Source organism: Oceanobacillus rekensis (assembly GCF_002153375.1).
GTDB classification, from domain to species: Bacteria; Bacillota; Bacilli; order Bacillales; family Amphibacillaceae; genus Oceanobacillus; species Oceanobacillus rekensis.
On record NZ_MTBQ01000010.1, the window covers coordinates 70,716 to 97,327 of the forward strand.

Below are 26,612 nucleotides of genomic sequence, written 5' to 3' on the forward strand. Positions count from 1 at the left end.
GAACTGTACGAAGTCCTGTTTTTAAGAAAACATCCTATAGGGTATAGTAAAGAATATAGCCTGGAACCCCCTGCAAAAAAGCAGTCTCAGATAATTTAATGATGAAAATGAAGTGTTTTGGGTAATGAAATTGATTAGAAGAAGTGTATAATGAAGATATAGCCACCAGAGGGGATGGTTTTATTGGATGATCCATTAATTGTAGGCTATCACCTTCAACATATGTGGAGTGATATGGATTTTCATTCCCATAGAGAATATGAAATATATTTATTCCATGCAGGCTCCTGCAGATATTTAATTCACAATCAGATTTATGATTTGGAGCCGGGTGACATTTTACTAATGGATGGAATGGCACTTCATAAGCCTAATGTTCCGCCAAACAGTCAATATGTTCGCAGCACCTTGCACTTTTCACCACAGTGGATTAGCGGTGTTCTTGATAAAGTGGGAGGCTTACATCTGCTTAATGTTTTTGAGAAGCTTCATCATTGTTTGATTCGTACAAAGGAAAATCAAGAGTCAAGACAACTCGAGAGACTAATTTGTCGAATGGCAGAGATAAAAAGAACTTCGAATCCAGAGGACATTAATGCCGATATTGAATTGAAAGGGTTATTGCTGCAAGTACTGACAGTTGTAAATCGCCTTGGTCAATTGGAATCCATAAAGATTTCAGGAGAAAAAGCAGAGACAACGGAACATGCAGAGAAAATAGCAGAGTATATTCAAAAGAATTACATGAATAAGCTGACAATCGATTCCATCTCCCGAGAACTTAATATTAGCAAGTCTTATGTTTCACATATATTTAAGAAAATAACAGGATTTACAATTATGGAATATGTAATGGCGTCACGTTTAACGCAAGCGAAATATTTACTTGAAATGGAGCTTGATAAACCAATAAAAGATGTGGCATATAATAGTGGTTTTGAAAGCGTTTCACACTTTAGTCGTTATTTTAAAAATAATGTAGGAGTGTCTCCAAAAGAGTATCGACGTAATCGCCAAAAAAAATATAGTGAGGAGAATTGAATATGAAAAAAGTTAGATTAGGTATTATTGGTTTAGGTGCACAGGGTGGCGCATATGCAGGATTTATTTTAGAGGGTAGAGTAAAAAATATGGAAATCGGTGCAATTTGCGATAATGATCCAGAAAAGAAGGCAGTTGCGGAAGAAAAGTATCCGAATGTACCGTTTTACGATAATTACATCGAAATGATTGAAAGTGGAGATGTAGATGCAATTGTAACTACAGTACCGCATTATTTACATCCAGAAATGGGAATTGAAGCACTAAAAAGAGATATCCATGTATTAGGTGAAAAACCAGCTGGTGTTTATACAAAACAAGTGAAAGAATTAAATGAGTTTGCGCAGTCCAAGCCAGAACTTACTTTTGCAATTATGTTTAATCAAAGAACGAACGAGCTTTATCAAAAGGTAAAAGAAATTGTTGATAATGGTGATATTGGTAATATTCGCCGTACAAACTGGATTATTACTACATGGTGGAGACCACAAGGTTATTATGACCAAAGTGCATGGAGAGCAACTTGGGAAGGTGAAGGCGGCGGTGTCCTTGTAAACCAAGCACCACACCAATTGGATCTACTTCAATGGATTGCTGGAATGCCTGAGAAAGTATATTCCAACGTGAAGTATGGCTATCAAAGAGATATAGCTGTAGAAGATGAAGTAACAACAATACTTGACTATGGTAATGGTGCAACAGGTGTATTTGTTACTTGTACACATGATGCAATTGGAACAGACCGTTTTGAAATTCTAGGTGACAACGGGAAGATTGTTGTAGACGACAGCAAGAAAGTTACCATTAAGCGCCTTAGAAAACCAGAAAGTGAAATGAGCAAAACGATGAGCATGATGGAAGTTGCGAAGCTCGTTATGGGTGGAAATGCCGATGAGCTTTATGAAACAGAAGTTCTTGAATTTGAAAGTGTTTGGGGCGGACAACATACAGCGGTATTAGAAAACTTTGCTGCAAACATTCTTGATGGGGAACCTCTTATCGCACCAGGTAGCGACGGAATTAATGGTGTGGCATTAGCGAATGCTATTCACTTATCTAGTTGGTTAGGTAAAGAAGTAGAACTTCCAATTGATGAAGAAGTTTATCTTGCAGAATTAAACAAGAAGATCGAAGAAGAAAAAGCTTAATCTGCTAAAAAAGAACACATCAAGCTAACCCATTCCAATTGTAAGGAAATGGGTTAGCTTTTAAGGGAGGGTAAAACCTATGTTGAAAATCGCAGTAATCGGACTCGGTGATATATCGAAAATTCATCTCCCAATAATTCAAGATAATTCGAATGTGGAGTTAGTTGCTGTTTGTGATATTGATGAAACATTAAAGACGACAGTATCGGATGTAGTCTTTTATACGGATTACCATGAAATGCTGGAAAAAGAAACACTTGATTGTGTCCATATTTGCCTGCCACACCATCTTCATTACCTTGCTGCAAAAGCTTGTGTCGAAAAAGGTGTCCATGTGTTTCTAGAAAAACCATTGGCCAGAAGTGCGGAAGAAGGTATGTTTCTAGTGGACTTGGAGGAAAAATACAAGGACATTAAACTTTGTGTATCATTCCAAAACCGCCTGAATGAAACCTTTGAAACACTACAGGAAATTGTTGAAAGTGGAGAGTATGGTAAGGTTACAGGATTAAAAGGACTTGTCACCTGGTTTAGACCAAAATCCTATTATGATGAAAAGCCATGGCGGGGTATTATGAAACAGGCTGGTGGTGGCGTTATGATTAACCAAGCAATTCACACCCTGGATCAAATGCAGCTGATTGGTGGAGAAATTAATACGATTAGAGGATCGATTGATAATCTATTTGATTACGGTTATGAAGTAGAGGATACCGCTACAGCAAACATTCAATTTGCAAATGGTGCAACTGGATTGTTTTTTGCAACCGTAACAAATGCAACAAACTCATCCGTTGAATTCCAAGTTATTCTAGAACATGGCAAATTAACCATTAAAGATAGTATTTTGACAAAAACAAATGATAAAGGTGAGAAAGAAAGAGTTATTGAGGATGCAAAGCTTCCTGGAGCAAAATTCTATTACGGGGCAAGCCATTCAAAACTAATCAATCACTTTTATACTTGCATCGAAAATGACAGCCAGGATTATATCCATGCAAAAGATGCTCAAAAGTCGATGGAAATTATAAGTTCAATTCGTAGATCTTCAGAAATTAAAAAAGAAATTAAAATGGAGGTATATCAATGAATAAAGGAAAAATCGGCGTGCAAATGATGATGCTCAAAGAAAAAGTGGAAGAGCTTGGTGCATATGAAACAATGAAAAAATTGCATGAACTAGGATTTGGTGCGGTAGAGGTCTCACAAATACCTATGACGGAAGAAAACGTCGCAGAATTAAAAAGAGCAAGTAAAGATTTCGATATCAAAATTGCCGCGATGTCAGCGCCATTAGAGCCAATGCTGCCAGGAGCACCAGGTGAGACACTAACAGCCGATTTCGATAAGATTGTTAATGATTGTAAAACGCTTGATTGTAATTTCTTGCGTATTGGTATGCTTCCATTAAGTGTTATGGGTGATAAAGATGAAATCATGGCATTTATCGAAAGAGCAGAAGCAATGGCTGGTAAGCTTGCCGAGCATGGAATCGAACTGTACTATCATACACACCATATCGAATTCCAAAAATATGATGGAGAGTATTTATTGGACATCATAAAAAATAATACTTCCAAGCTTGGCTTTGAATTGGATGTTCACTGGATCCAACGCGCAGGTGTGAACCCGGTTGAATTTATCAAAGAGTATAAAGGGCGCATCTCTCTATTGCATCTGAAAGATTACCGCATTGGCAAACTGGATGTTAATAAAGAGGATCTGGAAGATATGAAGAAATTCTTCGAGAAGTTCACGAACTTAATCGAGTTTGCCGAAGTTGGTGAAGGGAATCTGGATATCAAAGCGATTATCGCGGCAGGTCTAGAGAGTGGCGCACAGTACTTCCTTATCGAGCAGGATGATACGTACGGAAGAGACCCGTTTGATTGCTTGAAAATATCAGCAGAGAACTTAAGAGAACTAGGATACGCAGACTGGTTTTAACGTAAATTTTGGGGATACGACGGTGTACTCGTCCCATAGAGAAAAATTTGTTGATATTTGAACCTTCGTAGCACTTTATAAACTGCGAAATAAGAAAAGCAACCTCGGCGACACTCTGGGAAGTATACTACGCGCACCTTAGGGCAGTTGGTGAGCCTTTCCTCCCGCTGGAGTCTACGTATATTTCCGAGGGATGGTTAGAAGTGCCTTGCAATTACTATGCTGCAATAGCTGAAATTGCATTATACAACTTCACCAGTCCGGGGTCGCTCTGGGCGGTGACTCCTACGGGAATAGCACGTGCCCGAAGACCCCGCAGAGTGGTTTCCTCGAGGAGGCTGAGGCCGTGCCCGTGGAAAGCATCCGCCCAGAGCGATCCTGGACGGTCGTATTAGCACCAATTTTTGTAAATAAACATAAAGTTACGCTTAGTTTATCTCAAGCTACGGGGCAGATAGATTTATGCGAAAACAACTTAATAAAAAATACATGGAATACAGGAGTGAACACGTATGAGTAAAGACGGGATGACATATGCACCAAAAGGGAAACCAAATCCGGTCGTAAAAGAAGGAGAGTTTCCAATCGCAGCAGTTGCACTTGACCATGGTCATATTAATGGAATGTGTAATGGGTTGCTGGAAGCAGGTGCAACACTTAAATGGGTATATGACCCAGACGCGGAAAAGGTCAAAGAATTTATTGAACAATTCCCAGGAGTTCAGGCTGCAGAATCACTTGACCAAGTATTAAGTGATGAATCAATTAAATTGGTAGCAGCTGCAGCAGTACCATCAGAAAGAAGTGCATTGGGAAACAAAGTAATGGAAGCTGGAAAAGATTACTTTACTGATAAAACACCATTCACTACGATGGCTCAATTAGAAGAAACAAAACGTGTTGTAGAGAGAACCGGACAGAAATATATGGTATATTTCAGTGAACGTCTTCACGTAGAAGGAGCGGTATTCGCTGGTGATCTTATAAAGGATGGAGCCATTGGTAAGGTCATTCAAGTGACAGGCTTTGGACCGCATCGCCTTAATGCATCAAGTCGTCCAGAATGGTTCTTTAATAAAGAGCAATATGGTGGTATTTTATGTGATATTGGCAGCCATCAGATTGAACAGTTTTTATATTATGCAGGATGTGAAAATGCAGAGATCTTGCACAGTAAAGTAGGAAATTATAATAATCCCGATCATCCGGAGCTAGAAGATTATGGTGATGCAACATTAGTTGGGGATAATGGTGCAACACAAATCTTCAAAGTGGATTGGTTTACACCAGATGGCTTAAGCACCTGGGGCGATGGACGTACATTTATTACTGGAACAGAGGGAACAATCGAAATCCGTAAATATGTAGACGTAGCACGGGAAGAAACAGGGGATCATCTATTCCTGGTAAACAAAGAAGGCGAGAAGCATTATAAGTTGTCAGGTGAAGTAGGCTTTCCATTCTTCGGTGAGTTTATAAAAGATTGTATAAACCGCACAGAGAATGCAATGACACAAGCACATGCATTTAAAGCTGCTGAATTATGTTTGAAAGCACAAGAACAAGCCATTGTCGTATCAAAATAATAAGAAAAACTGTTCAAATATTGATTTTGAACAGTTTTTTTTGTTACATAAATTATTAAAAAATACACAGTCAAATATTTTATGAATAATTATTGATGAATGATTGGTCTTGCCTTTTGGCTCATTTATACATATAATCCTAATTTAAAGATATTTTTATATGGATGTTTAATTTTAATTCTTAGTAGAGGGAGAGTTGATATGGAAGAGGTATCACTACCAGTTGTGAGAAAAGAGGAGCCGAATTACAATAGATCAAGAATAAGGCAGATTGGCGCCTTTGCAATGAATAATTCCGCAACTAATTTATTTAATGTAATGATTGGCTATGTTTCATATTATGCCACAGGAATTGTAGGGTTAGGTGTTGTTCTTATATCTACTCTTTTAACAAGTATGCGTATATTTGATGCAATAACAGATCCTATTATTGGTTTAATGATTGATAAAACAAATGGGAGACTAGGGAAATTTAGACCCTATATTATATTTGGCTACTTGATTATGTCGATAGCGGCAATCGTACTATATTTTACAACCCACCTAGTACCTGAAGGTTTTCAGCTAATCTATTTTTTANCGGTTATGACAAATGATCCAAAACAAAGACCATTATTTTCAACCTTTGACATGACTGGAAACTTAGCATTAACAACAGGGATAGCTGCATATGTTTCCATGTATTTAACACCAAAACATAATGGTTTTACACAATCATTTTTTAATGAGTTTGTCATTACAATAGTTATTATTTCTGGTGTTTTAACTATATTGTCTGTTGCAGGTATATGGACAAAAGATAGGGAAGAATACTTTGGCGCTGTTAAAGAGCCAAACAAAGTATCGTTAAAGGATATGTTTTCTGTAATTAAAAGGAATAGAGCGTTGCAAACAATTATTGTAGCGGCATCAACTGATAAACTGGCTCTAAGGGTATCGAATAATGCAGTTACAATGGTGATGGTATTTGGAATTATAATGGGAAACTTTGGTCTTTATGGCTCCATGTCATTAATAACAGTTATTCCCAGTTTTATTATCATTTTAATTGGTACCAATTATGCTAGACATTTTGGTTCCAAAAAGGCTTTGGTTGCAACAACTTGGTTATCATTAATTGGTTACTCTTCTCTTTTCCTATTATTCTGGATTGGTGATCCAACCCAAATTTCCTTAGATAATTGGGGCTTTATGACAATTGCATTCTTGGTAATTTATAGTTTGTCATTTGGTATCCGATCGGTAAGTACAGGTATTGTTATTCCAATGATCCCGGATATTTCGGATTATGAATTATATATCAATGACCGATACATCCCAGGAATGATCGGTACCATTTTTTCATTTATTGATAAAGTAGTATCTTCTTTCAGCCAACTGCTTGTGGGTGGGGTACTGGCAATAATTGGTTTCCGTACAATCCAACCATCTGTAGATACGGAATATACGACAGAAATATTTTGGGCTGCAATGTTTTTATTTGTAGGAGTCTTAGTCTTAGGGTGGATTGCTTCTTTAATTAGCTTGAAATTCTATCCTTTAGGCGATGAAAAAATGGCTGAAATACAGATTGAACTTAATAAAAGAAAATCTAATAAAAATTAAAGTGAAATATCCCCCCCCCCGTCCTTGATTCCAATAATATATTCAAACATAAAAGTGGGAAACTAAACGATTGGTAGAAGTGAAAGAGGAGCAAGGATATAATGTGAGGTTTATCATTAGAGTGGCTATAACGGTAATTGATCCGATATAGTCACTGTTTTGTTAATTTAAATGAAGAAATAAATTAATTATTATTTACAAATATGCTTGTAATTTAAAGCGATTTCATTTATTATAAAGATATTAATTAGTTTGTTTACTAAACAAATCAAATAATTTAGTAACTTCATAGTAAGTATAAATAGTTATGAAACCCCTTTCTGAAAGGGGTTTCCGATTAATTTCATAGATTGAAAGTGGTTCAATCATAATAAATCATTGTAGTGAAGCCTTAATAGATTGTGAAAGGGTTGTCATTGCCTTAATATGCATGGGGAAAATTGGAGGGATAGAAATGGGTCTAGCAGAGGAAAGAATACAACCAGAAGAAATAGTTAATACTTCAAAGACGGTTCTCCCTTTTGGTATGAGAGATAAATTTGGTTACTTATTTGGGGACTTTGGAAATGATTTCTTCTTTATTTTAGTCAGTTCTTATTTAATGGTTTATTACACAGATATCTTACATGTCAGTGCAGCAGCAGTTGGTGTGCTCTTTGCGGTTGCACGGATATGGGATGCCTTCGCAGATGTTATCTGGGGCAGATTTATCGATAGCAGGAAAACAACAAAACATGGGAAATTCATCCCTTGGATTTTTAGAATGTCTTTCCCGCTTGTTATTTCAGGTGTATTAATGTTCGTACAAATACCTGGTGTATCAGATGGATTTAATGTAGCATTTGCGTTTGCTATGTATATTCTATGGGGAACATTATATGCTACAGTGAATATCCCTTATGGTTCGATGGCTTCAGTCATTACGGATAATCCAGTGGAGCGTACATCTTTATCAACTTGGAGAACAATGGGTGCCTCAATGGCTGCTTTAATTATTAATGTTGGTGGTCCATTGATTCTATTTCAAGATAATGTAGCTAGTGCCAATCGTTTTCTATTAGCTGCTATTATCTTTGGTATTTTATCGCTTGCATGCTATATGGCTTGTGTTACATTATCAACGGAACGAATTGTTCAAGCAGAAAAGGTTAACGAAAGAGGAGATTTCAAAAAGACTGTTAAAGGTCTAGGGAAAAACAAACCATTACTTTGGCTATTGGTTACTTCGGTAATTTTCATGTTGACGATGCTGATGATTGGGTCTGTAAATGTTTATCTATTTAAAAACTACTTTGGTAGTACGGTTGCATTAAGTATCGTTGGATTCATTCAAACTGCCGTAGTATTTATTGCAATGCCATTTATTAAACCTGCCGTAGCTAGGTTTGGCAAAAAGGAAGTTGGTTCAGTTGGATTGCTACTTGCATCCGTATCCTATTTACTTTTATATGCTTTACCGGATGTTTCAGTAACCCTATTTTTAGTTCTTTCAGGGGTAGGTATGTTCGGAATGCAGACCTTCAACCTAATCATATGGGCATTTGTAACAGATGTTATTGATTATCATGAGTATTTGACAAATTTGCGGGAAGATGGGACAGTATACTCGATCTATTCATTTGCACGCAAAATTGGCCAAGCTGCTGCAGCGGGAGTTGCTGGTTTTGCAATAACAGCAGTGGGATACGATGCAACGGTGGGAACACAGCCACAGGATGTCCTCGATGGCCTTTATGGACTAGCCACCTTGATCCCAGGAGTGTTGTTCTTACTCGGATTCATAGCCTTGGCAATTTTTTACCCACTTAATAAAAAACGTACAGATAATCTTACCGCTTATCTGAGCGAGAAAAGAGAAGCAAAATAAATATTAAAAAACATTCCCGATAAAATATAAAGAGGCATACAAAGAAGCGATACTAGTATGTGGATGTTTATATTGACAGTGGTTGTTTCGGTGTTTACCGGAACAACCACTGTTTTCTAATGTAAAAGGTTATATAACTTCACTTGCAAGTTTAAGAGATTTCATTTAATACTAAGATACAAGGCAAAGGCTTTATAGATTTACCGTTACTTTCTTTGAAGGTGTTACGTTGTTTAAAGGGATTTTGTAATTCAGTCCCTCCTAAATTCGGCTTAGGCATCAAAAGGAAGCTGAGTTTTTCGAGACATTAGTTTGACGAAAAGTATAGTAAAAAGCCATGTTATAGAAAAGAGGAGGATACTGTTTGACTGAATTATTCACTATTCTTAAAGATATTATTTTGCCAATCTTTGTCATTATGGGTATCGGATTTTTATTACAAAAAAAGTTTAATTTGCATGTACCTACATTGGCAAAATTGAATATTTACTTTGTTGTTCCAGGTTTTATATTTGTTAAATTATACAGTACTGTTTTTTCGGCCAATTTATTTATGAAAATACTTTTCTTTTTCTTATTATATGTTGCTGTTCTTTACATTTTATCTGTCATTGTGGCTAAATGGATGGGATTAGATAATAGGAAAAAAGTCACCTTCTCCAATAGTGTGATGTTTTTTAATTCAGGTAATTATGGTGTTCCGGTAAATGACTTAGTTTTTAAGAGTGATCCGTTTGCAATGTCGATTCAGGTTATTGTATTAACGTTACAAAATATATTCGTATTTTCCTATGGAATCTTCTCTTTGCAATCCGCAAATACAGGGAAGTTAAAAGCTTTGCTCGGTTATTTTAAAATGCCGGTTTTGTATGCCATGTTGGCAGGGATTTTGTTAAATGTATTTCAAGTACCGATTCCAAACGTTATCTGGATCCCAGCCAACTATATTGCAGATGCCATGATTTCGCTTGCCCTGCTGACACTTGGTGCACAGGTAGCTAATATTCAATTTAAATCTGGCCTATCTTCTGTATACTCAAGTATGGTAATCAGACTATTGATTGGCCCTATGATTGCTTTAGGTATTATTTATATCTTTGGTGTTGAAGGAATCACTGCGCAAGCATTATTAATTGCCTCCGCAATGCCAACATCTGTCAATAGTGCGGTTATTGCGCAGGAATATAATAATCATCCGGATTTCGCAGCACAAATTGTATTATTTTCAACCATAGCCAGTGCATTCACAGTCACACTAGTAATCCTTTTAGGCCGAATTCTATTTTAAAAACAAGCTCTTATAGTAAACTTTTGGACTACTATAACTCGTCCCACCGAAAAGATTAATTGTCTTTTTAAGCATCACAATTTCTATAAAATGCGAAGTAACTGCTGGTAAATTTCTAACTGTATGTAGAAACTTAGGCTACCACTTTGGAAAATATGCTTCGCGTACTTTAGGACGGCAATAGCACTTATCCTTGGAAATCAGCCTGCAGTTACGTCACTTTTTATGATTTTGTGGATAGTATATAAATACACAGCAGTTAGTTGCAATTTATCCCGACTACAAGGCAGATAACAATAAACCAAGATGAAATTATAACTAAATTACTATTCTTCTCTATCTTCCTGGGGCTGGGTTGATTGACTAATGCACTTGTTATTCCGATGTTTCTGACTATGAAACATCAAAGTCTGGTCATTATATCTAGGAATGCTCAGAATAATCTTCTCTTTTGTGGATAAAATGATCTCTTCTTTAGCACCGGCATTAGTAGGTTTCATGTTAGCGTTAATTAGCTATCGAGAAGAATTACCGCAACTTGGCGAAAGTTTAACACCAACTTTATTTGTCATGACGCTAGTTTTTTTCCTTGGAATTCCATTTCTAGGATATCTTGCTTCGATAACAGCAATGAAATGCTATGTATTGGATGACAAGAAAATGGCTGAAGTTCAAGCTGGTATCGCAGAAATGAAGAAGATTGATGAGAAATAGAGAGAAAAGTGAATTAATGGTTTTTTTAGCAGTCCTCGTTTGTTTTTACCATTGTTATGCACCATGCTATAATAATGTATACTATTATTTTTGGGAGAATTCTAATTGGAAAATATTTTATCAAAAGAAAGAAAAACTGACAAATACAAGCTTCGACTCGTTTTTGTTTTAGGACTATTAACGGCTTTCGGGGCTGTGTCGATGGATATGTATTTACCTGCACTCCCAAACGTCGCTGCTGATTTAGATGCATCAACATCTCTAGTGCAAATGAGCTTAACAGCCTGTTTAGTCGGCCTTGGTTTAGGGCAAGTTTTTTTTGGTCCATTAAGTGATATTTACGGACGCCGCAACCTATTGATCATTACATTAATAGGTTATACGATAGCTTCTTTACTCATTGCTTGGAGTACTACGATTGCCTTTTTTATTACGCTTCGTTTTATCCAAGGATTTACAGGAGCAGCTGGGGTTGTCATTGCACGTGCAGCGGCAAGAGATCTATATTCTGGTAAAGATTTGACAAAGTTTCTTGCTTTACTCGCGCTTGTTAACGGGTCGGCTCCTATCTTAGCACCAGTAATCGGAGGGGTTGTGTTAAATTTTACAACCTGGATCGGCGTCTTTTATGTTTTAGCTTTTATTGGCATCGTTGCTTTATTAGCAGTACTCTTATTTTTGCCAGAAACATTAGCTGACGAAAATCGTGCAGAACGGGGTCTGTTTTCTGTCCTTAAAACATTCAGTACATTACTTACGAACCGATACTTTATGGGAATAGCACTTACACAGGGATTGGTAATGGCTAGTATGTTCGCCTATATAGCAGGTTCACCATTTATACTGCAAAATATATATGGTGTCTCACCACAGCAATTTTCCTTTCTTTTTGCCTTAAATGGTATCGGAATCATTATTGCGGCACAATTAACTGGGCGATTAGCTAGTTACTTTAAAGAAATGCACTTGCTATGTGCTGGTACCCTCTTGTCATTTACCGGAAGTTTATTTTTAGCATTTGTCGTCTGGCAGCAACTTCCATTATTCTATATGGCTATCGCTTTATTTCTCATTGTCTCAAGTGTCGGAATCGTGACAACTACCAGCTTTTCACTAGCTATGGAAACACAGGGAAAATCCGCTGGGAGTGCATCCGCATTTCTAGGATTGCTTCCATTTGTCTTTGGTGGTATCGTTGCTCCTCTCGTTGGACTAGCTGGAGAAGCCTCCGCGATACCAATGGCAATTGTCATTTTTACTTGTAGTACAATTGCTGTCATTATGTTCTTTATTGCTTTTAAAAAGGATTAACTAAAGGGCGACTGCATTTTCTAAAGATTAGAAGATGCAGTCGTTTTCTAATTATGCATAAGAAAGGGTAAAAATATTTAAAATATGATTATCAAGGGTATTAAGATTTTATTAGTATGTGGGAAATGTATAATTACCTCAATAAGTAATTTTGATACAGATTTGAGTATTTTAAATATCTTACAAGGTAACTTTGCACAGCAGGTATCAGCGGACCAATCCTCTTTATCAAATAGGAACTTTCTTAAAATTTAACTGGAAAACGCTTGCATAATTGTCCATTATCGAATATTATAAAACAACAAGTAATTAGTTTGTTTGGTTAACAAATAAGAAAAGTAATTTAACATAAATAAACGGAATAATTTTTTTTAGTCATCAATGAAAGCGTTTCATCAAAAGGGGGAGCATAAAATGTCAACAACATCTATTGGAAAAGAACAACAATATAACACTGCAAAGTTATGGCAAATTGGTTTCTTTGCATTAAATAATATGGCGACAAATCTGTATATGTTTATGTTAACATTCGTTTCATATTATGCTGCAGGTATAGCAGGTCTAACTGTTGCAATAGTGAGTATCGTGTTAACAGCAATGCGTGTATTTGATGGTATAACGGATCCAATTGTAGGTTTTATTATTGATAAGACAGAATCTAAATTTGGTAAGTTTAGACCGTTAATGATTTTAGGTAATGTGATCTTGGCTACTTCAATCATACTAATGTACTCCATTACACATACCTTACCACTATCATTTCAATTGATTTTCTTTATATTGACATATGCTTTATACGTTATTGGATATACCTTTCAAACAGCAGTTACAAAGGCTGCGCAAACGGTAATAACAAACAGTCCCAAGCAAAGACCTTTATTTTCCATTTTTGATGGTATTTATACTACGGTAATCTTCACATTAGGACAAGTTTATGTGGCGTCCTATTTGATTGGAAAATACGGGGACTTTAATATGGGATTATTCACGGAATTAAACACATTCGCAATCATTCTTTCTGCAATATGTACGATTCTTGCTGTTATTGGTATAGCAGGAAAAGATAAAAAAGAGTTTTACGGTTTAGCAGATTCAACTGTAAATACGAGATTTCGTGATTATTGGCCAATATTAAAAGGTAACAAGCCATTAAAATTGCTAATAACTGCTGTAACAGCAGATAAATTAGCTTTTAGCCTTCTAAGACAATCGGTAGTTATGGTAATGATCTTTGGAATTCTAATCGGTGATTATGCATTAAGTGGTACAGTATCTATGATTACAGTTGTTCCAATCTTACTAATCACATTTATAGCCGTTGCCATTGCTAGAAAAAGAGGTATGAGAAGTTCATTTATAAAATCAACGTGGATTTCTTTTCTATCACTAGTAGGTTTAGTTGGTCTATTCTTAGTCATTGGTGATCCAACCTCCTTGTCTGGTAACATCGGTATCGGTATTGTACTATTCATTATTTTATATACGCTTGCAATGGGATTTGGTGCAATTCCTTCTACATTAGTAAATCCGATGATCGCAGATATTTCCGATTATGAAACTTACAAATCAGGACGCTATGTACCAGGGATGTTAGGGACACTTTTCTCCTTTATTGATAAGTTAGTTACATCACTTGCTCCAGCAATTGTTGGATTGGGAGTAGCGCTTATTGGATTTACAGCTGAGTTTCCGACCGTAAACGATCCATTAACAACACCATTATTTACAATGACATTATTACTCGGTTTTGGTCTACCAGCACTATTGTTAATCGTGTCACTTGTATCCATGAAATTTTATAGTCTAGATGATAAGAGAATGGAAGAAATACAAGAAGAACTAGCTAAAATGAAAGCAGCAGGAAAAGTAAAAGAAACAAAAGGTGATAGTGAAGTAGACGCAGTATAATGATTGCTCCTACAACATAAATTTTTTAGAACTTGATGCTATACAATAGGGTGAGAAACCGAACAGTGCTTGGTACTGTTCGGTTTTGGTGTTTTTATGATTATTTAGTATGATAGAGACATCATACAATACATCGGAGGGTTTATAAGTGGACCATATAAAAAGACTAAGTGCTACAGACTATGATGAAATTTTTACGTTATCTCAATTTGCCTTTCAATATAAACTTTCAGAGGATGATTTGATTAAAAAGGAAGAAGAAGCAAATCGGCATATTATTTGGGGTTGGATGGAGGGTGAGAAGGTTGCAGCAAAGCTTCATATGATTCCGTTATCCATAAATATTAACGGTAAGTCGTTTGAAATGGGTGGCATCAGCTCGGTTTCGACATGGCCGGAATATCGTAGAAACGGCATGGTTAAACAACTTCTTGCACATGCATTGCAGCACATGAGGAAAAACGGCCAAATCGTCTCTTATTTGCATCCTTTCTCTGTACCTTTTTATCGTAAATTTGGCTGGGAGATAGCTTTTAATAAAAAGCGGTATACAATCCCAATGGATAAGTTAAAAAGAAAATGGGATGCAATTGGATATGTAAGGAGAATAGACGCAGATAATAAGCTTATACATCAGATTTATAGTGAAGTTGCATTGAATTTTAATGGGATGTTGACACGTGATGCAAAGTGGTGGGAACAGCGTGTTTTAACAAATAATGAAATGGTGGCCGTTTGTTATAATATGAACAATGAAGCAGATGGTTATATCATCTACCGTGTAAAAGATAATATTCTACAAGTAGATGAGCTTGCATACAAGTCGCTGAACGGCTGGAAATTGCTGCTTGAGTTCATTGCTAATCACGATTCGATGGCAATGGAAGTAAACATGACCGTGTCGGAAAATGACAACTTACCATTACTCCTTGATGAGCCAAGGTTCAAGCAAGAGATAACACCTTATTTTATGGCACGTATTGTAGATGTACCGGCTTTTCTTAGTGAATATCCATATGAAAAAGGCTCTGAAGATGTATCATTAGCTATTCTTGTCCATGATGACTTCCTGCCGGATAATAGTGGCAGCTATGTGATTAAGCAAACAAATGGTGTCACAGAAGTGTTTTCACAAGAAAAGACAGTAGACGAGGAGAATGTGATTCATTGTACCGTCCAGCAGCTTACAGCATTTATGTTTGGATACAAGCGACCATTGGAATTATCTCTCACAGGGCTTATTCAAGGAGATGATGAGGCTATAGAGCAACTGGAGAGTCTGATTCCTATTAGGCAAACATTTTTTGCGGATTTCTTCTAAAAGGAGATCTGTAGGTCCTATATCCTAGTTGTTATAAAAAAAGACAAAATTCATAGTATTTCCCTAAAATATGGGTTAAAATTAAAGGAATATGGTAAGCAGAAAAGGAATGTAGCAAATGACATATCGTGTTCATTTATTTAAACTCCTCTTTTCGATGGAGGATGATTTATTCAGGATTCGGAAAGCTGAGCGAATTCAAAACTTATGGAAAGTAAATATCCTTCTCGTTCTTTCAGCGATAGCCGTTTACTTATGGATGGCATTTCTTGGATTAGGATCAGAAGGTATATCTAGTGTAGCTGTTTCGTTAACACAGCCAGCCTATGAAACTAGTAAACTATGGTTTATTATCGGTCGGTTAATCTATGCAATGTTATTTGCTTCATTTATTTTATTTATTCCTAGTTTTTTATTTTATCTTTTAACAGGAATTTCGTATAAGAAACTTATTATTATGCAGCAAGTTGTCCTTGCGGTATTACTGCTTGAACGAATTTTATGGATTCCGCTTATTATTTTTGCAGGTCTGAATTGGCAGGTATCTCCATTATCTTTTGGGATTATTGCTTCCTATATAACGGAAATACCATGGATTATTTATTTTTTTGGTGCCGTAACCTTGTTTCAGTTGTGGTCTATTTGGTTTCAGGTCAAGTTTATTTCGACATTCACGGAAATGAAAAAACAATTTATATGGCTTAATGTAATACTATTGCATTTTCTCGGCTGGTGTCTTGTTGCGCTTGCCGCGTATACTGATTCATACATATTAAGTGGGTGGTTCGGATGACTATCAAAAGAATAATTCAAGTCCTTGTAGTTGTATTCATTGGAGTTAATTTTCTGCTTGTTTATTTTGATGAAGAAGAGAAAGTCGAAAGAACAGCATATGTTAATGATTGGTCGGAAACCTTTGAAGCAGACCTGTTGGAAAAATTGTATAAACCTGGAGTGTTGAAGGCTGCCGGAGCAGAACATATTTATTTTGATGAAAATCTTGGAAGCTTCCAGGAATTTATTGTGGAAGAGGGAAATCAGGTGAATCCAGGTGATCCGCTGTATACCTATCAAGTTGATAATTATTATGAGGCGGAAGCTAACCTGATGAGCCAAACAGAGCAAATTAATGGTGAGATAGCAGCAATTGAAACAGCAATCTCACAAATGGAAAGGTACCAATTACCGGTGGGAATGACTGGGGAGCCTAATGCTTTTACAATTACAGGGGAGCAACTTGAAGTGGAACTTCCACAGTCATCGATTGATGCAGATCTGATCAAGCAACAATATATAGTAGAAAAAGAAAAGGAATTATCACAAAAGGTTTCACAGCTTGAGGCGTATCAAAGCCAATTAACAGAGTTACGGAGTACTGGGAATACAATAACAGTAGAAAGCCCTTATGCTGGTAGAATAACTGACTTAAACGAAACATTGGACAATCCAGTGGTTACGATTGAAAGTGCAGAACTGCATGTGTTTGGTGAACTAACGGAAAAGGAACGAACACAAATGCAACCAGGGCTTGCTGCAGAAGTTGATATCCAAGAAATGAGTCTTCAATTGGATGGAACACTTCATAAAGTAAGTAGTACCCCAAAGTCGATTGACATTGGAAGTGAGAGTATCTATTCTTTCCAAGTCGCTTTTGTTGAAGACGAGGAAAATGAAGAAAGAGAAGATGAAGATTCGGAATTAGAAGAATTGCTTCCCGGTTACCATGCCGATGTTGCAATTGTGACTGAAGAATCACTTGGTGCAACCGCATTGTTTGAAGAAGCAGTCTTTACGGATGCTGTCTGGAGAATGACAAATGAGGGTAAACTCGTCAAACAGAAAATCGAGTCCGGTCTATACGTAGGTAGCATGGTAGAACTTACCAGTGGGGTAGAACTTGGTGACTGGGTTGCAGTCGATCCGCCGGGTTTATTCCATGATGGAGCGGATTTTATAACGCCATTACAGCTAAAAGAGATAACGAAGGATTCTTTTTCGGATGATAATTGGGCCGAGAACTTGGTGACAGGTTTGTTGTCCAGATAAAGTGTGGACATATTAATGATTTAAAGAACAGCTCCGTTCATTTTGAACGGAGCTGTTTCCTGTATTGATCGAAAAAAGTAAATCAAGAACTACCTAGTCGAGCGGCTATATGCGAGATGCTGAAATCCGCGGAATAAATATCATATTCGCGGAATCGCCCGCTCAATCCGCGGAATCCCGTATAATAATCGCTTCGTTACATATCGCATTAAATATTCGAAGCCTTATGAAGCTCTGTGTTTTCTCTCAGTTCTTTTTTATGATACATCACATTAATGATAGCTCCGATCATTAGGATAATACCTGTAAGGAAGAACCAGATCATTAAAATAATAATTCCTCCAAGGCTTCCATACGTAGCGGAATAGTTTCCAAAATTGCTAATATAAATGGAGAATCCAAAAGAAATAACTTGCCATAAGATGCTTGCTGTCAGTGCTCCCGGAATAATGTGCTTGAAAGGTATCTTCTTATTGGGTGCAAAGCGGTACAGCATCATCAATAGAACTGTAATGATCAAAATACTGATAACATATCTAAGGATATGCAGCAGGATGGTCATTTGTGAACCTATACCTAGGAAGGATGTAATAAAACCGAGGATTACATTCCCAAATACAGGAAGTAAAATAGCGACGACAACAGCAAGAATCATTGCGATTGTTAGCCCGAATGCAATTAAACGTATAACGATGAAGGATCTCTCTTCCTCCACATCATATGCTTCATTGGATGCTTTTATAAAAGCATTAATACCATTCGAAGCCGACCAAAGTGCACCGATAATACCGACTGTAAGTAAACCTCCACGTGGTGTTTCAACGAGATTCACGATATTATCTTGAAAAACCGAAGCCAATTCTCCAGGCACGACAGATGTTATGAATCCCATCGCTTCTTCTGTACTAATATTAAAATAAGGAATAATAGCGAATGCTACAATTAATAACGGGAAAACTGCAAGTAAAAAATAATAGGCAAGTGCAGCTGCAAGTAATGTTACATTATCTTCTTTAAACCTTTCCATAAATCCCTTCGAAAATTTTTTAATTTGAGACATGATAGACCTCCATCATAAAATAATATACATCGTCTATACCCAAATAAGTCAGGTATCAATCTTTTTACGTCAAGAAGTGGAAAACGTTTTATTTATGGAGTTAGGTGGTATAATATTGTCAAAAGGGAGGGATTTTTACATATGGATATCATCTATTTGGGTATTCTGTTATGTTCGATTGCTTTTGCAATTGTAGTCATATATATATCCTTGGTTCTAAAAAGACTTGCAGATACAATGAAATCGCTTGGCACATCGATGGGCGAATTGGAGAAGGAACTGGAATATATTACGCCACAGCTTACAGAAACAGTACGTGAAACGGATAAACTTGTTGATGACATTGGAGAAAAGGTTCGGGCGACAGATGACCTATTTGATTCTGTGGAAGATATCGGTGTTACAGTCAACTCGCTGAATGAAGTCTATAGTGAAAAGAGCAAGACATTATCTGATGTAGAATTAGAGAAAAAAATGAAACCTTTTGTTGGTGGGATTACCTGGAGTGAAGCCGCAGTTCAACTCTACACCAAGTGGAAAGCGACAAAGCGTAAAGATAAAAATGAATTAATGGTACAACAAACAGATATTGTACCCGTAAAAACCGGAAGAGAGGGATAGAAATGACGTTAGTTGGTATCGGTGTATTACTTATCGGATTGGCATTTATTATTTTGGCAATATTTATTGGACATGTATTGAATAATCTAGCAGGCGTACTACGTGGAATTGATAAAACTGTACAGCAGCTTCCAAACCAATTGGATGATATTTTTAAAGAAACTGGCAATATGATTAGCGAGAGTAATAATACATTGGCAGATGTAAATGACAAACTTCACCAGTTAAGTCCATTGTTCTATATTATGGGTGATGTAGGGAATGCAACAAGAAAATTTTCCTCATCATTGGTTGATGTGACAGATTCTTTAAAAACAAAAACAGATGGCGGAAAGCATGTGTCAGCTGATAATAAACTGGGAGGCCTTTATGGTTCATTTGCTTTAGGGTATTATTGGTTGAAAAAACGCAGGGATTTGAAAACAGCACAAGGAGAGAGCGCGGATGGAATCCAATAAAAAGGGCAATGCATCCTTGATAGCCGGTGCTCTTGGAGGAATTAGTGTCGGCTGGATAATGAAAAGTTATCTATCCAAACAGCAGCAATTGGAAGAACATCGTTCCATCATTCAACGAGTGAAAGATTTTGAAAGTAAATTATATGAAGATGGAAAAAAACGCGCCAATGTGATGGAGGATATTAAACAAGAAGTACATCGTAAAGTTTAATTTCACCCAGCATTTTTTTAAAAGTTGTTTTATAGAACATTGGAGTGTGGTTACCCGTCCTAAAAAAGAAGTAGGACTCCGCACTGCTCGTCCTACGAAAAAAATGTTGTATTGTAAAAAAATTTATAAACTGGGAAGTAATTGCTGGTTGCTTACCTTAGTTTGCGGCATTACCTCAACTGTGAAGATTATAAAGTAGTGGGACAAGTAAACGCAGTTCCAAACGAAAGAGCCAAAAAGAAACAGGTCAGCCATTTCGATAAAGGGCTGACCTGTTTCTATTTGATTAAACGTTAATGGTTTGTTGTTCTTCTTTTATTTCTTGATTCTTCTGGAAAAGCATGTACCCTAGTGTTAATGCTCCATACAATCCTTCCAGGTTTTTCCGCGTCGCAAAGTCGTTGCCAGCCTGTGTATTTACTTTCATATCATCAACTGCATTCACCATCGATGAAGTCAATTGGTTGGTGGCCCTTCCGGCATCACCTACTATATGAAACAGTGGGCTTAACTCTTTGATCTGATTATTTACCTGATGAAGGGTATCCACACTAGTGTCCAGTGTTTTTGTGGTTTGCGAAGTGAGATCTTCGACTGTTTTTGGTAATTCATCGGTTGTTTTTTGCAGACTGCTGAAAACACTAGCCAAATTACTAAGTGGCTTAATAAGAAAAACAACCAATGCCATAAATGCAATTCCAATAATAATTAGACCAATACCTACCCAAATCATTTTGTTATTACCTCCCAATTATGCTGTTTCTCTTCTAATACCACTTCATTAATTTTCGTAAACGTTTCTTACAATGTGTGTTCAAAAAGGAGGATAAAAAGGACCGAGAAGTTCGAGGCGGAAAAGCAAGCATTCGTGCGAAATTCGATGTGTCATTTATACCGGACTTTTTGAACAACTGCTTAAATAGTAGCATACCACAAATAGTCAGTCATAATCCTGCATCTTGTCCCATAAATTTAATAAGAGTGTGTGTTCAAAAGGAAGATAAATACGGACCTTTTGAACAACCTCTTTAGAGACTACCTTTAAGGGGCGGGTTAAATGAATCGCAGGAAAATGATTGTATACTGGTTACTTGGAGCTTTCTTATTAGCTTTTCTCATTCAATTTCCAATTCGTCAAAATGAATCGGATACAAATTCTTCATGGTCACTTCCACTCACAGGGAAAACGATTGTATTAGACCCTGGACATGGTGGAGTGGACGGTGGGGCAGTTGGAGCAGATGAGACGCTAGAGAAGGATATCGCACTTGAGGTTGTAAAGATGCTGCAACGATATTTGCAACAAAATGGTGCACTTGTTTATTTGACGAGAGAGGATGATTTTGACCTTGCAGGTGAAGGTACGAAGGGACTAGCAAATAGGAAATCAGAGGATATTCGTAACCGTTTAGAGTTTATTCATGATAAAGACCCGGATTTCTTTTTGACGTTGCATTTAAATGCATTGCCATCGTCACAGTGGCGAGGGGCGCAAACCTTTTATTATCCTGAATTTGAAGAAAGTAAGCATTTAGCAAAAATGATTCAGGATGAGATTATTCGCAATATGGAAAATACAAAACGTGCTCCATTGGTTATCAATGGCATTTATTTGCTTAAACATGCAAAAGCTCCGGGTGCGCTTGTTGAGATTGGTTTTTTATCGAATGCTGAAGAAAGGGAATTACTGAAACAGGAGGACTATCAACGGAAGATGGCTGCCAGTATTTATGAAGGGATATTACGTTATTTGACAGAGGATATAAAAGAGGGAGATTGAAACCGTAACCATAGTGCATATCTCTTAGAATTTGTGCGAATTATGTTATACTTACAATTGGAGTACAAAGAGATAAGGGATGGTGACTTATAATGCTAACGCAAGAAGAAGTTGTTCAACTGCTTAATCCTGTTAAAGATCCTTTTTTACATAGAACACTGGAAGAAACCGGTGGGATTACAAGTGTAACCATTAAGGAAGATAAAAAACATGTCAGTGTCAAAGTTGGTATTTCCAAGACGAATACTGGGGAACAAATGGAGTTGCAACAGGAAATTGTCGGTATATTAAAAAAGGCTGGCGCAAATACTGTCGGACTTCGCTTTGAACAGTTGTCAGATGAAGTCATACAAAAATATCAGCCTGCTGCCGAAAAGGCAAAAGAAGAATCATTAATGGGCGGAGAGTCGAATACTAAGTTTATCGCAATTGCTAGTGGTAAGGGTGGTGTAGGGAAATCTACAGTCACGGTTAACCTTGCTGTAGCATTAATGCGATTGGGCAAAAAAGTAGGTATTATTGATGCCGATATATACGGGTTCAGTGTTCCAGATATGATGGGTATAGAAAAGCGCCCGGTTGTGCAAGAAGAGAAAATTGTTCCGGTAGAGCGGTTTGGTGTACAAGTAATATCCATGGGCTTTTTTGTAGAGGATAACTCACCAATCATCTGGCGTGGACCAATGCTTGGTAAAATGATTAACAGCTTCTTTTCAGAGGTGGAGTGGGGAGAACTCGACTACTTGCTTCTAGACCTGCCACCAGGTACTGGAGATATTGCAATGGATGTCCATGAACTTCTGCCAACATGTAAAGAAATCATTGTAACCACACCACATCCAACAGCGGCTTTCGTAGCAGCTAGAGCGGGGCAGATGGCATTAAAGACAGATCATGAAATTTTAGGTGTAGTTGAAAACATGGCTTATTTTGAAAGTAAAAAAACAGGGGAAAAAGAATATGTATTTGGTGAGGGTGGCGGCACGAAGCTAGCTGAAGTCTTGAATACAAAAGTACTTGGGCAGTTGCCGATTCAGCAGCCGTACGAGGAAGAAGATGTGTTTGCACCATCTGTTTATCAGGAAGATCATCCGAACGGAAAAGAGTTCCATAAGATTGCAGCAAAAGTAATAGCGAAACTTGAAGAATAACGAAGAGGACATCCTGGTTGGGTGTCCTCTTCCTATTAATTGATGGGTTTTGTGACTACTGAAATGGCTGAGGCTATTGGCCCTCGCCACCACCAGATTCGCCACCTCCACCACCAGAGCCGCCACCTTCACCACCGCCGGAGCCACCTCCACCTTCTTTTTGCTTTCCTTGCTCCTCTGCAGCTTTTAACAATATTTCCTGTATTTTTGCTTGAAATAAAGGAGTTTCCAGTGTTTGGGTAATGGTTTCCTCTAAATGGGAACGAAATTGCTGACTCTTTAAGAGGGTTAACATTTGTTCTGTTATCTCCGGATTTTTCATTAGATCGAGCATTTGTTTTTGATATTCCGAATCATTCATAAGATCTTTCATTAGTTTCTTTTGCTCTTCGGACATTGACTTTGCATAACCCTCGACAAATTTAGGGTCTTTAAACAAAGTGGTCCACATTTCTTTTCCCTTTTCAGATACAAGGGTTTCATTGATGGCAGACTTTACTACATCGGATTGAATGACCAGTTCCTGTTTTACTTTTTCATCTGCCATTATTTCCGTGAGAGCTTTTTTTCCCTCTTCTGTCTGTAATATATCAACGACCATTTTTTTTGTTGTTTCATAATCGCCTTCCTTACCCGCAGTTGATTCACCATTACAACCAGCAAGCATGGTAAAGGATATTCCAAGGAGTGTAATAAATACAAAACGTATCATTAGGTATTGTTCCTCCTTCCTATATCCTTAATATGAGTGACAAATTTATAAAATATTCATTTCTTGGGGGAATATTAATCGACTTCATGATAAAATACCTACTATAAGGGAAAATTTGTCGTTTTTATTGCATAAGATTGTAGGAGGATACATAGTGAACAGTCGTAAATTAGTCAATTTCTTGTTTAAAACCTTTATAATCGGGGGAGTTGCTGGTCTTCTCATCAGCTTTATTATTAAACCAGAGGATTACGCAACCTACCTAAGCCCGTTTGATTTTATCGAAGTCTTAGGATTATTTTTATTTTTTATTGGATTAGGTTTAACTTTCAGTGTAGTTAGTATGACTGGTTTCTTTGCTTATTTATTTATTCACCGAATGGGATTAAACTTATTCCGCTCCTTTTGGTCAACAGTCCAGGTATTACTGATTGCATTTGTATTGTTTGATCTCGTTTATTTTCCATATCAAGGGTCAAATGGTGAAGTAGCCATCTATTGGTATATCCTAATGGCTGCAGCTTTACTTGGGGTTGGTTGGATTGTTGCCAAAATAAAAGCAAAGGAAACAAATAAGCATGCTTTTATTCCGGCCTTATTTTTTATGGTGGTTATTACCACTGTAGAATGGGTTCCAGGGTTACAGGTAGAAGGAACAGACTATGCTTGGTTGATGATCGTTCCATTGCTGGCATGTAATACTTACCAATTACTTGTCTTACACCGAATTACCAACATTGATGCAGCAAAGCAGACAGGAAACGGGACTAAAAAGAGTAAGAAGGCTCCCAATAATAAAGCACGCACCAAAAAAGCATAAACTAAAATACCTCTGGACCTATTGTGGGGACAGAGGTATTTTAGTTGGCCTATTCAACAATTTCAGTTTCGGCCTGTACCTGGTTCATTAACTCTGAAATACTAACTAGCTGGAAACCTTTATTTTTCAGTCCAGGTAAAATTGTTTTTAAAGCATCTGCAGTTTGCTTAGCTGCATCTGAGGCATGCATTAAAATGATATCCCCATTTGTTGTATCTTTCATTACCGTATCAATAATTTTAGTTGTTCCAGGATTATCCCAATCATTAGGATTAATATTCCAATGGATCACATCAAAATTTAACTCCTTTGCAAGTTCAATAATCTCTTCGTTAAAATGCCCACTTGGTGTTCTTAATAAATTAACATCTTCATAACCTAGTTTCTTAAAGATTTCCCTTGCATACACTAAATCTTTTCTAACTTGACCAATCTCCTGATCAAGGTAACTTTTATAACGATAGCCGAGCATCCCTAATTCGTGCTGTCCTTCTGAAATTTTTGTTAGTATTTCCGGATGACGCTCCGCCCATTCACCACTTACAAAGAAGGTGGCCTGTACCTGTTCTTTTTCAAGCTGATCTAAAATATCCAGTGCCTTTTCTTCCCCCCAGCTAATATTAAATGTCAATGCAATGTTTGGTTCATCTACATTCCCCTTTGATAAAGCAACAGGCTGCTGCTCATTGGAGAAAACTGAAAAAAACGTATCCTTTTGTGTCCATAATAAAAGAGCGGCAAAAAATGCAATTGCAATGATGATCCAGTTTTTTCGTCGCTTTAGTTGAATCGCATAAAAATGATCCATACATTTTCCTCCTATATATTCAGTAGTTCTACCATTATGTTTATGAATCGGAAGGGGAAATATGTCCAAGCCTTTCAAAAGGTATTAGAGGTTGTTTAAAGATAATCAAATAATAAGCGTTGATTCTTTTCGTTGCCGCTAGTGGACTTTCTACTAATACAACAGTCCCGATACTATGTAAATCTCGCTATTAAAAACGTTCGTAATATATTTGCTAAAAAGCGGATGAAAAATACGGAAATCAGGGAATAGTAATCTTAATGACCAAGTTATCAATATTTGAAAGTGGTTTTTAGAATGAACCGGACAGAATTTGACAACAACCGACAAAATCCTCGGACCGCAACGAATAAATGTGATATATCCATTAGTAATGGAAGAATAATGCGAAGCATTTATTACTTTCAAATAGAACATAATGAAGTGAATTAGAATAATCGATGCTAGCTTCGAGATCGTTAGAGGTGAATAATATGTTGGGACTGTTAATCAATGAGATGGAACAAAAGGAAATTGAGTATGTATTAAAGAGAGAACTGGAAGAATTATTGTTGGATTTAGAAGATAGTCGAATTGACACTATGGTGAAGCGAGCAATGAGAGACAGGTATCGTACACTTTTTCAATTATTACGGCGTGTAGCAAGTGAACAGGATTGTATTCAATATATGCCCAAACGCATAGAAAATCCATAACAAGCCAAAATCCTCTATCTTTAACTGCTTTATACTTGAAGTGGAGGATTTTATTTTGGGTATGACAACTTTTTTAATAAATTTATGATTTAGTATTGCACTATAGATTAAATCATGCTATATTTATTTCTGTTGTCACATTTTGAAATAACTTCTCGAAAAAAGAAGAAAAATATTTCATAAAATATGTTGACGGCAAGTGAAATACATGTTACATTATATCTTGTCGCCAAAAACGACAAACGTGGAAAATTGATCTTTGAAAACTGAACAAAACAACCAGTATGTCAAGAAAAGAAAACATGATTTTCTTTTTAAACAACTCATTAAGTTTTACTTTTTGAGTATGCAACAAGCTAAGAACACAAATGGAATTAGCTGATGTTAATTCTATTCAAACACTTTTATGGAGAGTTTGATCTTGGCTCAGGACGAACGCTGGCGGCGTGCCTAATACATGCAAGTCGAGCGCGGGAAGCAACCAGATCCCTTCGGGGTGAAGGTTGTGGAACGA

Annotated in this window: 25 protein-coding genes and 1 rRNA gene; 22 read left to right on the forward strand and 4 right to left on the reverse strand. The window is 36.9% G+C overall.

Features of this window, described 5'->3' with window-relative positions:
- Positions 1–183: 183 nt before the first annotated feature.
- The 14 genes from BV906_RS18450 to BV906_RS18515 all read left to right on the forward strand — a co-directional run bounded on the left by BV906_RS18450 (position 184) and on the right by BV906_RS18515 (position 17,782).
- Entirely contained in the window at positions 184–1,041 is an 858-nt protein-coding gene (locus tag BV906_RS18450; RefSeq protein WP_176330415.1) for a helix-turn-helix transcriptional regulator, read from the forward strand.
- A 2-nt stretch (positions 1,042–1,043) separates the two neighbouring features.
- A complete protein-coding gene (locus BV906_RS18455) occupies positions 1,044–2,189 on the forward strand; it encodes a Gfo/Idh/MocA family protein (RefSeq protein WP_087975088.1) in 1,146 nt (381 codons plus the stop codon).
- A 79-nt stretch (positions 2,190–2,268) separates the two neighbouring features.
- Entirely contained in the window at positions 2,269–3,279 is a 1,011-nt protein-coding gene (locus BV906_RS18460; RefSeq protein ID WP_087975089.1) for a Gfo/Idh/MocA family protein, read from the forward strand.
- Positions 3,276–4,136 carry a sugar phosphate isomerase/epimerase family protein gene (locus BV906_RS18465; RefSeq protein WP_087975090.1) on the forward strand — a complete coding sequence of 287 codons (861 nt, stop codon included), beginning with the start codon at positions 3,276–3,278 and terminating at the stop codon, positions 4,134–4,136. Before BV906_RS18460 ends, BV906_RS18465 begins: the two co-directional genes overlap by 4 nt.
- A 512-nt stretch (positions 4,137–4,648) precedes the next feature.
- Positions 4,649–5,722, forward strand: a complete 1,074-nt coding sequence (locus BV906_RS18470; RefSeq protein WP_087975091.1) for a Gfo/Idh/MocA family protein — start codon at positions 4,649–4,651, stop codon at positions 5,720–5,722.
- A 285-nt stretch (positions 5,723–6,007) separates the two neighbouring features.
- On the forward strand, positions 6,008–7,327 hold the full coding sequence (locus BV906_RS18475) for an MFS transporter (RefSeq protein ID WP_425435213.1): 1,320 nt from the start codon (positions 6,008–6,010) through the stop codon (positions 7,325–7,327).
- Positions 7,328–7,757: 430 nt separating this feature from the next.
- Positions 7,758–9,194: an MFS transporter gene (locus BV906_RS18480; protein ID WP_245844309.1), complete on the forward strand. Its 1,437-nt coding sequence runs from the start codon at positions 7,758–7,760 to the stop codon at positions 9,192–9,194.
- Between the two features lie 364 nt (positions 9,195–9,558).
- Complete coding sequence (locus tag BV906_RS18485) at positions 9,559–10,482, forward strand: AEC family transporter (protein ID WP_087975094.1); 924 nt, start codon at positions 9,559–9,561, stop codon at positions 10,480–10,482.
- Between the two features lie 453 nt (positions 10,483–10,935).
- The gene (locus BV906_RS18490) at positions 10,936–11,196 is read left to right on the forward strand and encodes a hypothetical protein (RefSeq protein ID WP_140322027.1); all 261 of its coding nucleotides are present in this window, start codon (positions 10,936–10,938) and stop codon (positions 11,194–11,196) included.
- 114 nt (positions 11,197–11,310) lie between these two features.
- Positions 11,311–12,507, forward strand: a complete 1,197-nt coding sequence (locus BV906_RS18495) for a multidrug effflux MFS transporter (RefSeq protein WP_176330416.1) — start codon at positions 11,311–11,313, stop codon at positions 12,505–12,507.
- 414 nt (positions 12,508–12,921) lie between these two features.
- On the forward strand, positions 12,922–14,415 hold the full coding sequence (locus BV906_RS18500) for an MFS transporter (RefSeq protein ID WP_087975097.1): 1,494 nt from the start codon (positions 12,922–12,924) through the stop codon (positions 14,413–14,415).
- 148 nt (positions 14,416–14,563) lie between these two features.
- On the forward strand, positions 14,564–15,736 hold the full coding sequence (locus BV906_RS18505; RefSeq protein ID WP_087975098.1) for a GNAT family N-acetyltransferase: 1,173 nt from the start codon (positions 14,564–14,566) through the stop codon (positions 15,734–15,736).
- A 118-nt stretch (positions 15,737–15,854) separates the two neighbouring features.
- Positions 15,855–16,529, forward strand: a complete 675-nt coding sequence (locus BV906_RS18510) for a hypothetical protein (protein ID WP_087975099.1) — start codon at positions 15,855–15,857, stop codon at positions 16,527–16,529.
- A complete protein-coding gene (locus BV906_RS18515; RefSeq protein WP_087975100.1) occupies positions 16,526–17,782 on the forward strand; it encodes an efflux RND transporter periplasmic adaptor subunit in 1,257 nt (418 codons plus the stop codon). Before BV906_RS18510 ends, BV906_RS18515 begins: the two co-directional genes overlap by 4 nt.
- 208 nt (positions 17,783–17,990) lie before the next feature.
- Here BV906_RS18515 and BV906_RS18520 read toward each other — a convergent pair whose 3' ends face one another.
- Positions 17,991–18,842, reverse strand: a complete 852-nt coding sequence (locus BV906_RS18520; RefSeq protein WP_087975101.1) for a YihY/virulence factor BrkB family protein — start codon at positions 18,840–18,842, stop codon at positions 17,991–17,993.
- Positions 18,843–18,983: 141 nt separating this feature from the next.
- Between BV906_RS18520 and BV906_RS18525 the strand changes: the two genes are divergently transcribed.
- The 3 genes from BV906_RS18525 to BV906_RS18535 are packed head-to-tail and all read left to right on the forward strand — an operon-like array spanning position 18,984 to position 20,132.
- Positions 18,984–19,463, forward strand: a complete 480-nt coding sequence (locus tag BV906_RS18525) for a DUF948 domain-containing protein (protein ID WP_087975102.1) — start codon at positions 18,984–18,986, stop codon at positions 19,461–19,463.
- Positions 19,464–19,465: 2 nt separating this feature from the next.
- Positions 19,466–19,921, forward strand: coding sequence for a DUF948 domain-containing protein (locus tag BV906_RS18530; RefSeq protein WP_087975103.1), 456 nt, complete (start codon positions 19,466–19,468; stop codon positions 19,919–19,921).
- Positions 19,908–20,132 (forward strand): hypothetical protein, encoded by a 225-nt coding sequence (locus tag BV906_RS18535; RefSeq protein ID WP_087975104.1) that lies wholly within the window; start codon positions 19,908–19,910, stop codon positions 20,130–20,132. Before BV906_RS18530 ends, BV906_RS18535 begins: the two co-directional genes overlap by 14 nt.
- 286 nt (positions 20,133–20,418) lie before the next feature.
- On the opposite strand, the gene BV906_RS18540 is transcribed toward BV906_RS18535, so the two are convergent.
- Complete coding sequence (locus BV906_RS18540) at positions 20,419–20,865, reverse strand: DUF948 domain-containing protein (RefSeq protein ID WP_087975105.1); 447 nt, start codon at positions 20,863–20,865, stop codon at positions 20,419–20,421.
- Between the two features lie 324 nt (positions 20,866–21,189).
- On the opposite strand from BV906_RS18540, the gene cwlD reads away from it, so the two are divergent.
- Positions 21,190–21,912 carry an N-acetylmuramoyl-L-alanine amidase CwlD gene (cwlD, locus tag BV906_RS18545; protein ID WP_087975106.1) on the forward strand — a complete coding sequence of 241 codons (723 nt, stop codon included), beginning with the start codon at positions 21,190–21,192 and terminating at the stop codon, positions 21,910–21,912.
- Between the two features lie 92 nt (positions 21,913–22,004).
- Positions 22,005–23,063, forward strand: coding sequence for an Mrp/NBP35 family ATP-binding protein (locus BV906_RS18550; protein WP_087975107.1), 1,059 nt, complete (start codon positions 22,005–22,007; stop codon positions 23,061–23,063).
- A gap of 73 nt (positions 23,064–23,136) precedes the next feature.
- Here the strand turns inward: BV906_RS18550 and gerD are convergent, their stop codons facing one another.
- Positions 23,137–23,775, reverse strand: coding sequence for a spore germination lipoprotein GerD (gene gerD, locus BV906_RS18555; RefSeq protein ID WP_087975108.1), 639 nt, complete (start codon positions 23,773–23,775; stop codon positions 23,137–23,139).
- A gap of 154 nt (positions 23,776–23,929) precedes the next feature.
- On the opposite strand from gerD, the gene BV906_RS18560 reads away from it, so the two are divergent.
- Positions 23,930–24,595 (forward strand): KinB-signaling pathway activation protein, encoded by a 666-nt coding sequence (locus tag BV906_RS18560; protein ID WP_087975109.1) that lies wholly within the window; start codon positions 23,930–23,932, stop codon positions 24,593–24,595.
- Between the two features lie 49 nt (positions 24,596–24,644).
- Here the strand turns inward: BV906_RS18560 and pdaB are convergent, their stop codons facing one another.
- Positions 24,645–25,403 (reverse strand): polysaccharide deacetylase family sporulation protein PdaB, encoded by a 759-nt coding sequence (gene pdaB / locus BV906_RS18565; RefSeq protein ID WP_087975110.1) that lies wholly within the window; start codon positions 25,401–25,403, stop codon positions 24,645–24,647.
- Positions 25,404–25,876: 473 nt separating this feature from the next.
- Here pdaB and BV906_RS18570 point away from each other — a divergent pair, with 473 nt between their 5' ends.
- The gene (locus BV906_RS18570; RefSeq protein ID WP_087975111.1) at positions 25,877–26,098 is read left to right on the forward strand and encodes a hypothetical protein; all 222 of its coding nucleotides are present in this window, start codon (positions 25,877–25,879) and stop codon (positions 26,096–26,098) included.
- A 403-nt stretch (positions 26,099–26,501) separates the two neighbouring features.
- Positions 26,502–26,612: ribosomal RNA gene (locus BV906_RS18575) — 16S ribosomal RNA — on the forward strand; the annotation flags it as partial.

What these genes read in the sequence shown, in the direction of transcription:
- BV906_RS18525 (WP_087975102.1), top strand. Translation starts at nt 18,984, where the DNA reads ATGGATATCATCTATTTGGGTATTCTGTTATGTTCGATTGCTTTTGCA.
- BV906_RS18550 (WP_087975107.1), top strand. Translation starts at nt 22,005, where the DNA reads ATGCTAACGCAAGAAGAAGTTGTTCAACTGCTTAATCCTGTTAAAGAT.
- BV906_RS18570 (WP_087975111.1), top strand. Translation starts at nt 25,877, where the DNA reads ATGTTGGGACTGTTAATCAATGAGATGGAACAAAAGGAAATTGAGTAT.
- BV906_RS18510 (WP_087975099.1), top strand. Translation starts at nt 15,855, where the DNA reads ATGACATATCGTGTTCATTTATTTAAACTCCTCTTTTCGATGGAGGAT.
- BV906_RS18540 (WP_087975105.1), bottom strand. Translation starts at nt 20,865, where the DNA reads ATGATTTGGGTAGGTATTGGTCTAATTATTATTGGAATTGCATTTATG.
- BV906_RS18520 (WP_087975101.1), bottom strand. Translation starts at nt 18,842, where the DNA reads ATGTCTCAAATTAAAAAATTTTCGAAGGGATTTATGGAAAGGTTTAAA.
- cwlD (WP_087975106.1), top strand. Translation starts at nt 21,190, where the DNA reads ATGAATCGCAGGAAAATGATTGTATACTGGTTACTTGGAGCTTTCTTA.
- BV906_RS18535 (WP_087975104.1), top strand. Translation starts at nt 19,908, where the DNA reads ATGGAATCCAATAAAAAGGGCAATGCATCCTTGATAGCCGGTGCTCTT.
- gerD (WP_087975108.1), bottom strand. Translation starts at nt 23,775, where the DNA reads ATGATACGTTTTGTATTTATTACACTCCTTGGAATATCCTTTACCATG.
- BV906_RS18455 (WP_087975088.1), top strand. Translation starts at nt 1,044, where the DNA reads ATGAAAAAAGTTAGATTAGGTATTATTGGTTTAGGTGCACAGGGTGGC.
- BV906_RS18500 (WP_087975097.1), top strand. Translation starts at nt 12,922, where the DNA reads ATGTCAACAACATCTATTGGAAAAGAACAACAATATAACACTGCAAAG.
- BV906_RS18515 (WP_087975100.1), top strand. Translation starts at nt 16,526, where the DNA reads ATGACTATCAAAAGAATAATTCAAGTCCTTGTAGTTGTATTCATTGGA.
- pdaB (WP_087975110.1), bottom strand. Translation starts at nt 25,403, where the DNA reads ATGGATCATTTTTATGCGATTCAACTAAAGCGACGAAAAAACTGGATC.
- BV906_RS18465 (WP_087975090.1), top strand. Translation starts at nt 3,276, where the DNA reads ATGAATAAAGGAAAAATCGGCGTGCAAATGATGATGCTCAAAGAAAAA.
- BV906_RS18460 (WP_087975089.1), top strand. Translation starts at nt 2,269, where the DNA reads ATGTTGAAAATCGCAGTAATCGGACTCGGTGATATATCGAAAATTCAT.
- BV906_RS18530 (WP_087975103.1), top strand. Translation starts at nt 19,466, where the DNA reads ATGACGTTAGTTGGTATCGGTGTATTACTTATCGGATTGGCATTTATT.
- BV906_RS18480 (WP_245844309.1), top strand. Translation starts at nt 7,758, where the DNA reads ATGGGGAAAATTGGAGGGATAGAAATGGGTCTAGCAGAGGAAAGAATA.
- BV906_RS18470 (WP_087975091.1), top strand. Translation starts at nt 4,649, where the DNA reads ATGAGTAAAGACGGGATGACATATGCACCAAAAGGGAAACCAAATCCG.